General features: G+C 61.9%; 10 protein-coding genes. 4 read left to right on the top strand and 6 right to left on the bottom strand.

The window, feature by feature from the left end:
• Positions 1-14: 14 nt before the first annotated feature.
• Complete coding sequence (locus tag ACP3TE_RS01600) at positions 15-287, bottom strand: hypothetical protein (protein WP_133832943.1); 273 nt, start codon at positions 285-287, stop codon at positions 15-17.
• Positions 288-414: 127 nt separating this feature from the next.
• Here ACP3TE_RS01600 and ACP3TE_RS01595 point away from each other — a divergent pair, with 127 nt between their 5' ends.
• The gene (locus ACP3TE_RS01595) at positions 415-1,122 is read left to right on the top strand and encodes a hypothetical protein (RefSeq protein ID WP_426734988.1); all 708 of its coding nucleotides are present in this window, start codon (positions 415-417) and stop codon (positions 1,120-1,122) included.
• Here the strand turns inward: ACP3TE_RS01595 and ACP3TE_RS01590 are convergent.
• Positions 1,111-2,094 (bottom strand): GNAT family N-acetyltransferase, encoded by a 984-nt coding sequence (locus ACP3TE_RS01590; protein WP_133832941.1) that lies wholly within the window; start codon positions 2,092-2,094, stop codon positions 1,111-1,113. The genes ACP3TE_RS01595 and ACP3TE_RS01590 overlap by 12 nt on opposite strands.
• Before the next feature lie 119 nt (positions 2,095-2,213).
• Between ACP3TE_RS01590 and ACP3TE_RS01585 the strand changes: the two genes are divergently transcribed.
• On the top strand, positions 2,214-2,687 hold the full coding sequence (locus tag ACP3TE_RS01585) for a GNAT family N-acetyltransferase (protein WP_133832940.1): 474 nt from the start codon (positions 2,214-2,216) through the stop codon (positions 2,685-2,687).
• A 60-nt stretch (positions 2,688-2,747) separates the two neighbouring features.
• Here the strand turns inward: ACP3TE_RS01585 and ACP3TE_RS01580 are convergent, their stop codons facing one another.
• Complete coding sequence (locus tag ACP3TE_RS01580; protein ID WP_105658140.1) at positions 2,748-3,269, bottom strand: phosphoribosyltransferase; 522 nt, start codon at positions 3,267-3,269, stop codon at positions 2,748-2,750.
• A gap of 294 nt (positions 3,270-3,563) precedes the next feature.
• Between ACP3TE_RS01580 and ACP3TE_RS01575 the strand changes: the two genes are divergently transcribed.
• Positions 3,564-5,078: a DUF5129 domain-containing protein gene (locus ACP3TE_RS01575; protein ID WP_166650644.1), complete on the top strand. Its 1,515-nt coding sequence runs from the start codon at positions 3,564-3,566 to the stop codon at positions 5,076-5,078.
• Positions 5,078-5,758: a 4'-phosphopantetheinyl transferase family protein gene (locus tag ACP3TE_RS01570; RefSeq protein ID WP_105658138.1), complete on the top strand. Its 681-nt coding sequence runs from the start codon at positions 5,078-5,080 to the stop codon at positions 5,756-5,758. Before ACP3TE_RS01575 ends, ACP3TE_RS01570 begins: the two co-directional genes overlap by 1 nt.
• Positions 5,759-5,780: 22 nt before the next feature.
• Here the strand turns inward: ACP3TE_RS01570 and ppk2 are convergent, their stop codons facing one another.
• The 3 genes from ppk2 to ACP3TE_RS01555 all read right to left on the bottom strand — a co-directional run bounded on the left by ppk2 (position 5,781) and on the right by ACP3TE_RS01555 (position 12,059).
• Positions 5,781-6,677 carry a polyphosphate kinase 2 gene (gene ppk2 / locus ACP3TE_RS01565; RefSeq protein ID WP_105658137.1) on the bottom strand — a complete coding sequence of 299 codons (897 nt, stop codon included), beginning with the start codon at positions 6,675-6,677 and terminating at the stop codon, positions 5,781-5,783.
• A 131-nt stretch (positions 6,678-6,808) separates the two neighbouring features.
• On the bottom strand, positions 6,809-8,110 hold the full coding sequence (locus ACP3TE_RS01560; RefSeq protein WP_426734985.1) for a M1 family metallopeptidase: 1,302 nt from the start codon (positions 8,108-8,110) through the stop codon (positions 6,809-6,811).
• Between the two features lie 13 nt (positions 8,111-8,123).
• The gene (locus ACP3TE_RS01555) at positions 8,124-12,059 is read right to left on the bottom strand and encodes a Pls/PosA family non-ribosomal peptide synthetase (RefSeq protein ID WP_426734983.1); all 3,936 of its coding nucleotides are present in this window, start codon (positions 12,057-12,059) and stop codon (positions 8,124-8,126) included.
• Positions 12,060-12,268: the final 209 nt, after the last annotated feature.

Genomic DNA, 12,268 nt, shown 5'->3' with positions numbered 1-12,268 from the left:
TCAAACTCTTCCAATTACGGGGCCGATCCCTGTATGCGCGTAGCCACATGTTTTTCCAATTCTTCATCGACGCGAGCTCGCCATGAAGGCAACCAGCTTCTGATCTGCAAATTCATCACTGATGCACAGAGGTCTTGATCAACGCCGAAAAGATTAGCCAGATCAGCTATTGCAGTTTCCCAGTCTGTAGCCTGATCCACTATGGCAAAAACTTCATCACGGCGGTCTAATGCCATTTTCATTACTTCAAGGGTTTCTTCGGTGAGAGATTTCGCTGGATTGGCCATGACCCTATCCTGCCAGACCTTTGGGAACTGACGTGATTGGAATTTCGGGTGATTTAAGCCTGCACCGAACGCCCATCTGGAGGTCCCATTCATGGACAAGAACTAGATATCGGAGCATGCTAAAGGCATGAGAAAGGATGGACGTGTTGATGCGGCCACGCCGGATCCACGCTTGGCACAAGCAGAACAACTCAAGCTCATGCCTGTTGCGATAATGGGACTGCGCGCACAGCCACTGTTGGACGATGCGGGATACCTGAGTATTCAAGACAACTATGACGACCATGGTCTGTGCGATATGAGTGTGACTGTCAGCTACACCCTTTGGGATGCTGCGGATGATCGATCGAAATTCCTGGGTGGCTTGGAGCAAGGTGCAGTCGAAGGGGTGGTGCCTGGCTCCGTTCACCAGTACAAGCGGCCGCGGTGGCTGGAAGAATACGTCCGTCGCATGAACTATCCGCAATTATATGAGGCCGTAAGAACTACATGGACGCGTGATGCAGAAGCAGCTCAGCCGTTGGCCGCAGCGCTGGTTGATCATGCCAACTACGTACTTATCAACCAATTTCGGCAGGAGCTCGGATTGCCTCAGGAATCGTCGGCGATACCGCCGATGATGTTGACCGAGAAGACGGTCAACGGCCACGCAGAGGTCCAGATTGAGGATAGTAAAACCGCAGGTGCTGAGATCGACACCGACCCGTACATCTACGCGGCCGGGGTGGAATTTCCTAGCGGCGCACTCATGACCGCGGTCCTGCCACGCAAGTACTTGCATCAGCTGGAGCTGCGATTTGCGGCTCGCCCGCAAGGAAAGGGATCAGCCGCCTAGAGGCGAGCATTTCTTTTGATAGACCGCTTCATGCTCGACCGGCACAAAGCCGATTTTCTCATTGATCGCATGCATCCAAGTATTCTGGTCGTCGCTGCTTGTTCTTACCCGGTGAATCGTCCCCAGACGTTTGGCAGCGTCCAGGCTAGCTGCCTTCACCGCTGTCCCGAGCTGATGTCCTCGATGCTGGCGAAGAACGAGCGTCCCGTCGATATTCGAAGGGCTCTCCGGTGCCGGCGCAACAACAAGGCAGGTCCACGCAGCCACGTCACCGTGCTTGTCCAGCGCAATGGATTCAATGGCCGTGGAACCTTGGGCGATCCATTGCGTGATTTCCTGAGCGTATTCTTCCGCGGAAACCGCTGACTCGCTCCAGCCTAATTCGCCATTTGGAGCCTGCGCATCTACGAGCCCCTTGATTTGTCCAACTTGTTTTCGCAGGTGCTCCGGAACGCCGTTGACGTGGGTCGAAACTTCGTAGCCACGAGTGGCTCCTTGGCACCAAGGAGTCCAGGAATCAAGGTCCAGCTCCAGCACGGTTTCAGTAGTAGCTACGTGGTAGCCAAGCGGGGCAACGAATTCCTGTTCCAGGGCACCAAGTTCAGCGGAAGTGCCGCGGTAGGCGCTGGAGACGAATCGTTTCACCGATGAAGGGCTAATCTCTTCAGCAGCGGAAACTAGCGCGCTTCCGATGGAACGCGACTGGTGGATGGGATCGACCCAAACATAGATCCACGACGTGTCGGGAGCGGAGTGGTGGGTCATCGATGCCGAGAAGCCGAGTAAGGAAGAACCTTCCCAAGCACCGCGGAGGTTCTTGCTCCATCCGTCAGCGGCACGCCACTGGAGCATTCGAGCCTCGACACCGATTCCTTGCCAACCAGGACGGGCCTTCTCGTTCGCGGCAGCCTCGATTCGGCTGGCAGCGCGAAGCGCGTCGTCGTCGAAAACGCTGAGGCTGCCAATTCGCATGCCAACATCTTATGGCCTCGCTTCGCTGACTTCCGCCAGGCGCTGCCGGAAGATGATAATGAACGGGAAAAATTCATGGGGCGCACGCGGCGCACCGAAAACGCTTCTAGGATCGATGCATGAGTACTACTTCGAATAGCATTCGTCGCGCCAGATCAGGCGATACCGCGGAGATCTACCGTCTGGCGCGTCTGTTTACGCCGAGTTTAGGGCTGGACGCAGAAGACTTTGAAAAGAATTTCCAGTCGCTGGTAAAGGATTCCAGCTGGTTCATCTGCGTTGCCGAATCCGTCCAGGGGCTATCGGGCTATGCGGCGGCCCAGGACTACGGACGGGGGCTGCGCGCCCCGTTCAGCGTTGGCCGATTGCATGACTTATTTGTGGCACCTGCCGCCCGGCGCACGGGTACCGGAAAGAAGCTGGTTGAAGAAGTTTTCCACTGGGCTAGGCAACGCACGGTTCCGATGATTTTGGACTGGCAAGCCACCCCCGAATCAATTGCCTTCTACGAGTCCTTCGGGATGGAAGCCGACTTCACCGGGGACTTTCCGCAATGCCCCGGATTCAGCCTGGACCTGCGCCCGCGGCAGTAGCTTCAAAACAAAAGCAGGGAACGGCGAAAGCTCGCCGTTCCCTGCTGAAATTCAAATACTTTACTTGGCTGCGCCAGCGGTAACTGGTGGCAGATCCGACCATGGGAAGGTAATCCACTTGTCGGTGCGGCGCCATTCGTAATCCGGGACCATGATGGTGCGCGGCTTGGTGTACAGGCAGACGGTCTTGACCTCGGCGCCCCAGGCGGACACCAGATCGACAACCTTTTCAAGGGTGCGGCCGGAGTCGGAGACATCGTCAACGATCAGGATCTTCTTGTCGCGCAGGTGGCCATCGTCCAGCATTGGAGGAAGAACCACTGGCTCCGGCAGGACGGTGCCGATGCCGGTGTAGAACTCCACGTTCAGCGCACCGCAGGCCTTGACGCCCAGAGCGTAGGAAATCGAGCCGGCCAGCAGCAGGCCGCCTCGTGCTACTGCCAGAACGATGTCCGGCTCGAAGCCGTCGTCGACAATGGTCTGTGCCAGTTCGCGGGAAGCTTCACCGAAGGTGTCCCAAGTGAGGATCTCGCGCTCTGGTTCTGAAAGGACGGATGCCCCGGAATCGTCAATGCTAGTCATTCTGCAATTTTAGCCCCGAATTTGGTGCGGTGCTGTCCAGTTCAAACCAATCGATCATTTTTTCCTCCCATGCCCGGAGGATTCCCATCCGTTGATTAGGCATGAATAGGCATGCAATGCACCTGCTTGAGGAATCCATCACTTTTCGGCGAATCCCGGTTGGAACAAGCGCGTTGCGGCCCCAATGCGCCGAAAGCCGTCTTAAGGATGATCGATGCCACACCCCGGCTCGCTAGGATAGGAGAAAGGCCATCAGCCGGAGATAACCCGGAACTCGAAAGAAGGAGACGCATCGTGGGCCCACGAACCCGGAGCATTCGACTAGCCGGTACCGCAGCGGCACTTTCCTTGGGGCTGGCTGGCGCCCTGCCTGCCGCGCAAGCTGCCACCGGTGTGCAGGTCGTGGCCGGGCAGAACCTGGAATCAGTCACCATCGAGGATTCCACCGGCAAGCTCAATGAGCAGCGGCTGCGTGATGCACTGGACGAGCTCGATTTCAACGAGCCCACGGACGTGGCAATCTACGCCCGCAACGGAGAATACTCCGATGACATCAACACCAAGACGCTGGAATACGCCAAGTCATCCCATCCGGAATGGATATCAGGGAAGCCCGAAGACTATGGCGACTACTGGGCCGACGGCCTGTTCATCATCACCTTGTCCATCGAAGGAGAAGGAGATGGACAGATCGGCACGTACTTCGGCGAAGACCGCAAGGTCTCAGAGAGCTCCATGGAGAGCATCCACGAAGCCGGCTACGACGACTTCAATCTATCCCGGTGGACCGACGGCGTCATTGCGGTAGCCGATCAGGCAGCCGTGATCATGAATCGGCCCTGGTACCAGCACCCGGCCTTGTGGATATCCACGGGCGTCGGAGGCCTCGTGGCTGCCATTATCGGCGGCGTCGCACTGCACACTCGGTCAACGCGTCGGAAAACTTTCGCGGAAGAATTGCATCAGGGGACCTTGCACCTGACCAACGTCACGATGGACCTGGAAGAAACCGAATTGGCGGCTCGAACGCTGCCGTCGGCTTCAGGGCATGCAGCCGAGCTGGAGCAGCGCTTCACCAAGTTCATGGCCAAATACCGTGCTTGTTTTGCAGCGCAGCAGGCACTGGAAGACTCGGGCAAGAAGGAGCGGTCCGGCTCCGAAGGCGTTCGCTTCGCCAAGGAGTTCCGGGAAACAGCGCAGTCCCTGGACCTGACCGATGACGCCATCATCGCCGCGGCGGCGCTTTATACCCGTTCAGCATCCTGGGAAGAGGCGTGGCATGCACAGACCGAGCCGCTAGAAGAGGACCTCGACGAGATCAGGGAGTTGCTCAACGACGTAGAGCCGGAATTGATGGGCAGCGCGGCCGCCTTGGCTTCCTACCGGGAAATGGCAACCACGCAGCTCGGCGAACTGTCAGTGCAGCTGAAGGAAGAATCGATCACCGTGGATCAAGCGCTCGATGGATTATCGGAGTTGCGTGCCGAATTGACCGAAAAGCTGGATGTCTTCGCCCAAGCTCAAATCGAAGTGTATGCGGAAAGTGCCGAAGAGAAGGCCGACATGCAATCGGCATTGAAGAAATCCCGCTATGAATCCGGGGCATATGACGGCCGTTCCGGCACCATCCTGGACGTTTTGAATCCCGCATCGATGTATTGGCGCGTGGGTGGCTACCACCACGGATATTCCGCGGGCGTCAGCGCAGTGGCTGAGTCGCGTGAAGCAGCGAGCTCGTCGGGCGGAGTCTCCGGCGGATACTCTGGTGGCGGAAGCTTCTCCGGCGCTGGCGGATCTTCGCGCTTCTGATGGAAGGCAACGATATCTTCGCAGAACTGCTGCCGTCTTCGGTACATGTGGTCCAGTCGCGTACCGAGCTGGAAGACGGCCGATCCTACGGGGAAGAAGAACGGTACATCGCCGAGGCGGTGCCTGAGCGGCAGCAGGAATTCCGTACTGTCCGTGTCTGCGCTCGCCGAGCGCTGGCACAACTGGGCTATGCGGGCGTTGCCTTGGTTCCAGATCAAAAACGGGCACCGATCTGGCCAGCTGGCGTGGTGGGGAGCATGACCCATTGCGCTGGCTTCCGTGCAGCGGCAGTAGCCTCCACCAGCGATATTCGCGGCCTTGGCATCGACGCCGAACTGCATGCTCCGCTGCCGGCAGAAATCCTCGACATCATCTTGCTTCCCGAAGAGCAGGTGATGGCCGCCGAGCTATCGGCGCACCATCCGGGCATCGCCTGGGACCGGCTGATTTTCAGCGCCAAGGAAAGCATCTTCAAGGCGTGGTTCCCACTGACCAGGCAGTGGCTGGATTTCCTGGAATGCGAGATTCGCGTCGATGCGCAGTCCCACCGTTTCCACGCCGGAATCCGGGCTACGGGACCGGTTGCCGCGCAGCATGCTCTCGCATCGATGAGCGGTCGCTGGATCGCCGAAGGACCGCGCGGCCAAGGGCTGCTGGGGACCTGCGTCATCGTTCCCTAGCAGCGGTGCACCGGGAACGGATCTAGAATTCTTCGCCGTGGGTAATCACCTTGGCCGCGCGGCCCACGATTTTCGGATCGGGGGAGCCTACCAGGTGGTGGTCCTTGCCCTTGTACTCGAAAAGGTTCAGCACGTGGCGCATCGCCTGCAACCGGGCGCGCTTCTTGTCGTTGGACTTCACCACGGTCCACGGTGCATGCTCCGTATCGGTCTTGAGGAACATTTCCTTTTTGGCTTGGGTGTACTTTTCCCACTTATCCAGGGACTCGAGATCCATGGGCGAGAGCTTCCACTGGCGCACCGGATCGATGCGGCGGATGGTGAATCGGGTCAGCTGCTCGCTGGCGGACACCGAGAACCAGAACTTCACCAGGTCGATGCCCTCGTCGACGACCATCTTCTCGAAGGCGGGAGTCTGCTCCAGGAAGTGGTCCACCTGGGTTTCGGTGCAAAATCCCATCACGCGTTCGACGCCGGCACGGTTGTACCAGGAGCGGTCGAAGAGCACGATCTCGCCCGCCGAGGGGAAATGCTGCACATAGCGCTGGTAGTACCACTGGGTGGACTCGCGCTCGCTCGGCTTTTCCAAGGCCACCACGCGGGCGCCACGCGGGTTCAGGTGTTCGGTGAAACGCTTGATCGTGCCGCCTTTGCCGGCCGCATCGCGGCCTTCGAAAACGATCATGATCCGGCGGCCATGGGCTTTCGCCCATTTCTGCAGTTTCAGCAGCTCGATCTGCAGTGCCCGCTTTTCAGCCTCGTAGGTGGCGCGATCCAGTTTCTGGAAATACGGGTAGTTCTCCCGCCAGGTATCGACGATGCTTCCATCGGCGCGGACGAGCACCGGATCGTCATCGTCGTTATCGAGGACGGAATAGCCCTGGAAGGCTTCATCGAGCAGGGGGATCTCTACAGTCATGCAATGACCGTAGAGCCATCCGGTGAACAGCTTGTGAACAAATGCTGAACAAGACCAAGCCAGAGGGTTATTTGTGATGAAGGACAACAGCCCTGCGGACCTGGCCGGAACATCATGGCACCGTGCGCCGATCAGGCAGGGAAGGGCGGAAGCGCCTCGGAAAACAGCCATGCGTCCAGGATGTCCTGGATCTCTTCCGCCGGTGCGTAGTGGCCCAATAGGTCAGCGAATTCCTGCGTGCTCACCGTCGAATGCTGATGCGTGGTGGTCCATTGGCGAAGCATCGTGTAGAAGTCCGTTTCGCCCAGCCGCCGCATCAGCGCATACAGGGCCAGCGCTCCGCGCTTGTACACCCGGTCATCGAACATGTCCTGGGGCCCGGGGTCCCCGACCATGAAGTCCTGCGGCAAGCCTTCGAGCATGGCCCACGCGTGGCGGGCACGCTCGTCCAACGCCATCACCTGGGCTTCTTCGGAGTACACCCATTCGCTGAAGCAAGCGAAACCCTCGTTGAGCCAGATATCCTTCCAGCGCCCCGGAGTCAGGGAGTTGCCGAACCACTGGTGCGCGAACTCGTGGGCGATCAGGCGCTGGGCTTCCCACTGCAGCGACAAGTGGTTCTTGCCGAAGATGCTCAAGCCCTGGGCTTCGAGCGGGATCTCCAGTTCGTCATCGACCACGACGATTTTGTAGCTCTCGAACGGGTACGGGCCGAATTTCCGCTCGAACAGCTCGGCCATCGCCGTCTGCTTCGCGAACGCGCCGCGCACCAGCACCTCGGTTCCCGGAACCGAGTAGGCCACCAGGTGGCCGCCTTCATCGAAAGGAATCTGGCTATAACGGCCGATCTGCACGGTGGCGAGGTAGCTGGCCATTGGCTCACGCTGCTCGTAGACCCACGTCTCGCGGCTGGCCGAACGGCGATGGTCCACCAGCTGGCCATTGGCCACGACGCGGTAGCCGGCATCCGCCGAGATCTCGAAGCGGTAGCTGGACTTGTGGCTGGGGTGGTCGTTGCACGGGTACCAGGTCGAGGCGCCTACTGGCTGGCCGGAGACCAAGATGCCATCGGTGAGCTCTTCCCAGCCAAGCTCGCCCCACAGCCCGTTTTCTGCCTGCGGGCTGCCGGCATAGCGCAGGTTCAGCTCCACGCGCTCGCCGGCTTTCAGCACTGCTGGCAGGGAAACGACCATCCGGTGGTGCTTCTTTGCCACCGGCACCTTGCGCCCCTGGCAGGTGGCCTTGATGATCTTCAATCCGCTGAGGTTCAACGCGACCTCATTGATATCCTCCACGGCGCGGATGCGCAGCATGGCCCGGCCATCGAGCAGGTTGCTGGCGAGCTTGATGACCAACGACAGGTCATAGTGCTCCACCGTGTACGTCGGGGACCCATGGTGCTTGGTGTACTCATCGAGTATGCGGTGGGGCATCGGCGGGGAATCCTCAGGCTTGTTGGTCAGCCGGTTGCTCGGCTTTGGTCTCGGGTTCGATGTTCCAGCGTACCGCCGGATTACCGCGCCAGTAGGTATTTGCCGGAAGCACCTCGCCGCGCAGCACCAGGCTGGCTGGCCCGGTGGTGGTGCCTTCGGAGATCCGCGCGGCGGGCAGGATGACGCTGTGCGGGCCGAGCGTTGCCCCGGCGCCCAGGGACACCGCGTCGATGGACATGATCCGGTCGTGGAACAGGTGGGTTTGCAGGACACTGCCGCGGTTCACCGTGGCGTGGTCTTCCAATGTCACCAGGTCCGCTTCCGGGAACCAGTAGCTCTCGCACCACACGCCATGGCCGATCTTTGCCCCCTGCGCGCGCAGGAACCAGACCAAGGCCGGGGTGCCCGAAGCCAAGCGGGCGAACCATTGGGCGCAGACCAGCTCGGTGAAGGAATCCACCATTTCGGTGCGCCATATGAAGGAACTCCACAATGCGTGCTCGCCCGGGCGAATCACGCCAACCACCAGCCACTTGGCGGCGACCGCCACCAGGGCGGCGACTGCTCCGGCCAGGACCAGCACCGCGCCGGAAAGCAGGATCGCGACCAGCGGGTTGAAGTAGGCGGTCAAGGCGGACAGCGCCCAAAGCACGCCGCCGGCAATTCCGACCGTGGTGAACACCGCGAGGCCACGGGTCAGCTCCCACCCCGCCCGCATCGCCTTGAGCTTCAGGGTTGGGCGGTAGGTCAGATCCGATTCGCCTTCCACGGTGGTGCGGCGCAGCTTGTGCGGGGGCGAGCCGATCCACGAGGTGCCGGCCTTCATCTTCTTCGGCGTGGCCGACAGCACCGCGATCAGCGAGCGCTTGGGCACCCGGCGCCCGGCATGCAGGATGCCGGAGTTGCCCAGGAAGGCCTTCTTGCCCACGCGAACCGGGGCAATGTGCATCCAGCCGCCACCGAGCTCATAGGAAGCAACCATGGTGTCATCGGCCAGGAACGCACCCGAGGAAATGGTGGTCATCTTCGGAATCAGCAGCACCGTGGAGATCTCCACGTCGCGGCCCACCTTGGCACCGAGCAGGCGCAGCCAGATCGGGGTGAAGAGCGAGGCGTAGAGCGGGAAGAGCAGGTCGCGGGCGGTATCCAAGACGCGTTCGGTAGCCCAGGCCTGCCAGCCAACGCGGGAAGTGACCGGATGCCACCCCTCTGCCAGGCCGATGGAAAGCAGGCGGACAATAACGATGGTCAGCACCATGGTGGCCAGGAACCACACGGTGGCGCCCAGCAGCACGGCCGGAATGAACCGCCAGCCGATCCCGGCCAGCGATTGCGCGCTGCCAAGTACCGGGGCTATGGCCAGCAACGCGGCAATCACCGGAAGCCACTGTGCGAGGTTCAACGCCATGGAACCGATGCCGCCCAGAATACGGGGCAGCGCCTTGTGCTCCGGTTCCTGCGTTGGCCACTTCGGCTTGGCCTTGCCTTCGCGCTGCGCCGGCGAACCGGCATAGCGGGAATGGCTGCGGGCCTGGCCGTAGACCGCGGATCCGGCTTCAACGATGGTGTGCGCACCGATGGCTGCCCCGGGGGCCAGGGTGCTGCGGGCGCCGATGGAGGCGTGGGCGCCGATCTCAATGGTGCCCACGTGCAGCTTGTCCCCGTCGATCCAGTAGCCCGAGATATCCACCTCGGGCTCGATGGAGGCTCCGGGGCCGACTCGCAGCATGCCGGTGACCGGTGGCAGGGTGTGCATGGTCGCGGTGCGGTCGATCTGCGCACCGAGCATCCGCGCATACCAAGGCAGCAGCGGAGCGGACGCCAGGGACACCGGATCGACCACGTCGGCGATGTGCTGGGCCAGCCAGAGGCGCAGGTGCACCGAACCCGAGCGGGGGTAGGTCCCGGGCTTCAAGCCGCGGAGCAAGAGCTTCGTGGCCGCGATGGACAGGCCCATGCGCCCTACCGGGGTCACGAAGACCAGCCAGAGGCCGGCAAGCACGTACCACGGGGTCGGCAGGTGCGCCTCGAAAACACCGAGGAACACCAGCAACAGGTGTCCGAGCATGAGGTACGTGAACCAGCGCAGGCCCGAGAGGATGAACAGCGGCACGGCGGCCAGGGACTGCGCCCATTGGGTTCCCCGCTGGGTGCGCTTGACCGTGCGCGGCTGCGCCGGCGTCACGGATTGCTGCTGGCCGCCGAGGTATTCGAGCAGTGCGCCAAAACGCGGGTAGTCGTAGAGCTGCGCGACGGTCAGGTCCGGGTAGCGGGCACGCAGTGCCGAAACCAGCTGGGCCGCGGCCAGCGACCCGCCACCGGAAGCGAAGAAATCGGCGTCCAGGCCGGCGGCCGAAGCACCCAGCGCGCCGCGCCAAGCTTCGGCAAGAAACTGCCCGGTCTCATCGAGTTCGGGCAGGCCGGAGCCCTCGGCAGCCAGTTCGGCGCCCGGCAACGGCCACGGCAGCGCATTGCGGTCCACCTTGCCGCTGGTCTTCATCGGCAGGCTGCCCATCACCGCCAGGATCGGCACCATCGGCGCTGGCAGGTCGGCAAGCAAGCGGGTGCGCGCTGCACCCAGATCGTAGTTTTCCGCTGCCTGCAGGTAGCCGACCAGGACCTTGTTGCCGGTGGCGGTCTCGCGTACCGCTACCGCGGCGGAAGAAACTTCGGGAAGGGAGTTGAGCGCGGCGTCGATTTCGCCCAGCTCGATACGCCGTCCGCCGATCTTCACCTGGTCATCCACGCGGCCGATGAAGATCAGGCCCAGCGGGTCATTGATGACCATATCGCCCGAGCGGTAGGCGCGCTCCCAGCCCAAGGTGGGCATCGGCGCGTACTTCTCGGCGTCCTTTTCCGGATCCAGGTAGCGGGCCAGTCCCACACCGCCGATGATCAGCTCCCCGGATTCGCCCTCGGCGACCGGGATCCCCTCGGTATCAACCACCGCCAGATCCCAACCGTCCAGCGGCAATCCGATGCGCACCGGCACGCTGCCGTCCATGGTGGCGCCGCAGGCTACCACGGTCGCTTCGGTCGGTCCGTAGGTGTTCCAGACTTCGCGGCCTTCGGTGGCTAGCCGCCCGGCCAGTTCCGGCGGGCAGGCCTCGCCGCCGAAAATCAGCAGGCGCACCGAGTCCAGGGCCTGCGCCGGCCACAGCGCCGCCAGGGTGGGCACGGTGGAAACGGCGGTAATGGAACGGGAAATCAGCCACGGGCCCAGGTCCATGCCGCTGCGCACCAGGGCGCGCGGGGCCGGGACCAGGCAGGAGCCGTTGCGCCAGGCGATCCACATTTCCTCGCAGGAGGCATCGAAGGCGACCGACAGTCCGGCGAGCACCCGGTCGGTGGTGTTCAGCGGATCGCCGGGCAGGAACATCTTCGCTTCGGCATCCACGAAGGCCGCTGCCGAACGGTGGGTGACCGCGACGCCCTTGGGCTTGCCGGTGGAACCGGAAGTGAAGATGATCCATGCGTCATCTTCCAGTCCAGGCATTCGCGGGTTCGCAAAGGGCTTGGGGCGCTGGCTATCGGCCACGACGGTATCGCGTCCCTTGATGATGCCCGCGACTTCGGCCTCGGTGAACACGGTCTTGGCGCGCTCGTCGGGGTCATCGGCATCGACCGGGACATAGGCGGCCCCAACCCAGATGATCGCGAGGATCCATTCATACAGGTGCCGGGTGCCCGATTCAACGCGCACGCCGATGCGGTCGCCGGCGCCCAGGCCCTGGGCATGCAGCCGCCGGGCCTTGTTCTTGACCTCTTCGAGCAGCTCCGCGTAGCTCTCTACGCGTTCGCCGTCGTCAATGGCCGGCGCATCGGGATGAGCCTGGGCGGTGGCCTGCAGGATGTCCATGAGGGTGCGCGCAGCCGGCGCCAGGGTTCCGGAGGGGAACTGGGGTGGATGGATTGGTGCATCCGGCGCTGGAGTTCGTTCGTTGTCCATGCTGATCGGATCCGTCCCTTCACTAAGAGTGCAAGATGGGTCGCTGGGGGAGAGCGTCCCAGAAGTGAAGTGGATCCTGGAGGGGTGGAACGCAAGGGTTCCAGTCACCATTAAAGCGTGTTACGGGTTAAGAGCGGAAAAATTTGATTGAAGTGTCATGCATCTCTCAACTGTTGCGGACCGGCGGCAGCAACGAGCGCGCGGTGGAT

The organism is Glutamicibacter sp. 2E12 (assembly GCF_050030965.1).
Lineage (GTDB): Bacteria > Actinomycetota > Actinomycetes > Actinomycetales > Micrococcaceae > Glutamicibacter.
This window is presented reverse-complemented; position numbering and strand designations above follow the sequence as displayed.

Excerpts from the sequence above, each read along its gene's own strand:
- ACP3TE_RS01600 (WP_133832943.1), bottom strand. The coding sequence starts at position 287 with ATGGCCAATCCAGCGAAATCTCTCACCGAAGAAACCCTTGAAGTAATG.
- ACP3TE_RS01595 (WP_426734988.1), top strand. The coding sequence starts at position 415 with ATGAGAAAGGATGGACGTGTTGATGCGGCCACGCCGGATCCACGCTTG.
- ACP3TE_RS01590 (WP_133832941.1), bottom strand. The coding sequence starts at position 2,094 with ATGCGAATTGGCAGCCTCAGCGTTTTCGACGACGACGCGCTTCGCGCT.
- ACP3TE_RS01585 (WP_133832940.1), top strand. The coding sequence starts at position 2,214 with ATGAGTACTACTTCGAATAGCATTCGTCGCGCCAGATCAGGCGATACC.
- ACP3TE_RS01580 (WP_105658140.1), bottom strand. The coding sequence starts at position 3,269 with ATGACTAGCATTGACGATTCCGGGGCATCCGTCCTTTCAGAACCAGAG.
- ACP3TE_RS01570 (WP_105658138.1), top strand. The coding sequence starts at position 5,078 with ATGGAAGGCAACGATATCTTCGCAGAACTGCTGCCGTCTTCGGTACAT.
- ppk2 (WP_105658137.1), bottom strand. The coding sequence starts at position 6,677 with ATGACTGTAGAGATCCCCCTGCTCGATGAAGCCTTCCAGGGCTATTCC.
- ACP3TE_RS01560 (WP_426734985.1), bottom strand. The coding sequence starts at position 8,110 with ATGCCCCACCGCATACTCGATGAGTACACCAAGCACCATGGGTCCCCG.
- ACP3TE_RS01555 (WP_426734983.1), bottom strand. The coding sequence starts at position 12,059 with ATGGACAACGAACGAACTCCAGCGCCGGATGCACCAATCCATCCACCC.